The following is a 532-nucleotide window of genomic DNA, read 5'->3' as shown; positions in this document are numbered from 1 at the left end:
GTAGCTGATAACATCGAAGTTGGTATGATGGTAGAAATTCCTGCAGCAGCTGTTAATGCAGATAACTTTGCAAAAGAAGCAGACTTCTTCTCAATTGGTACGAATGACTTGATTCAGTACTCTATGGCAGCTGACCGTATGAGTGAACATGTTTCTTACTTGTATCAGCCATATAACCCATCTGTACTTCGTTTGATCAAAATGACAATCGATGGTGCTCACAAAGAAGGTAAATGGGCTGGTATGTGTGGTGCCATGGCTGGTGAACCATATGCAGTACCATTGTTATTAGGTATGGGATTAGATGAATTCTCAATGTCAGCTACTCAGATCCTGAAAGCACGTAAGATGGTCACAAGCTTAGATAAGAATGAAGCCGCAAAACTTGCTGAAGAAGCATTGAAATTAGCTACAGCAGAAGAAGTATTAGACCTTGTTAAAAAAGCAGTAGACTAAAAAATATTATATATAAAAGCTATAGCGTAATGCTATGGCTTTTTTTGTGCATGATAAAAGACCGTATAAAGAAGAT

1 protein-coding gene is annotated in these 532 nt (G+C 38.0%); it reads left to right on the top strand.

Translation table 11 applies throughout. From position 1 onward, the window contains the following. On the top strand, positions 1-456 hold a 456-nt coding region (locus DW114_RS21170), incomplete at its 5' end, for a putative PEP-binding protein (protein WP_147323146.1). Positions 457-532 lie beyond the last annotated feature (76 nt).

Source organism: Absiella sp. AM09-50 (assembly GCF_003433845.1).
Taxonomy (GTDB): domain Bacteria; phylum Bacillota_I; class Bacilli_A; order Erysipelotrichales; family Erysipelotrichaceae; genus Hoskinsella; species Hoskinsella hominis.
The sequence above is the reverse complement of the archived record's forward strand: the minus strand, read 5'-3'. Positions and strand labels throughout refer to the sequence as shown.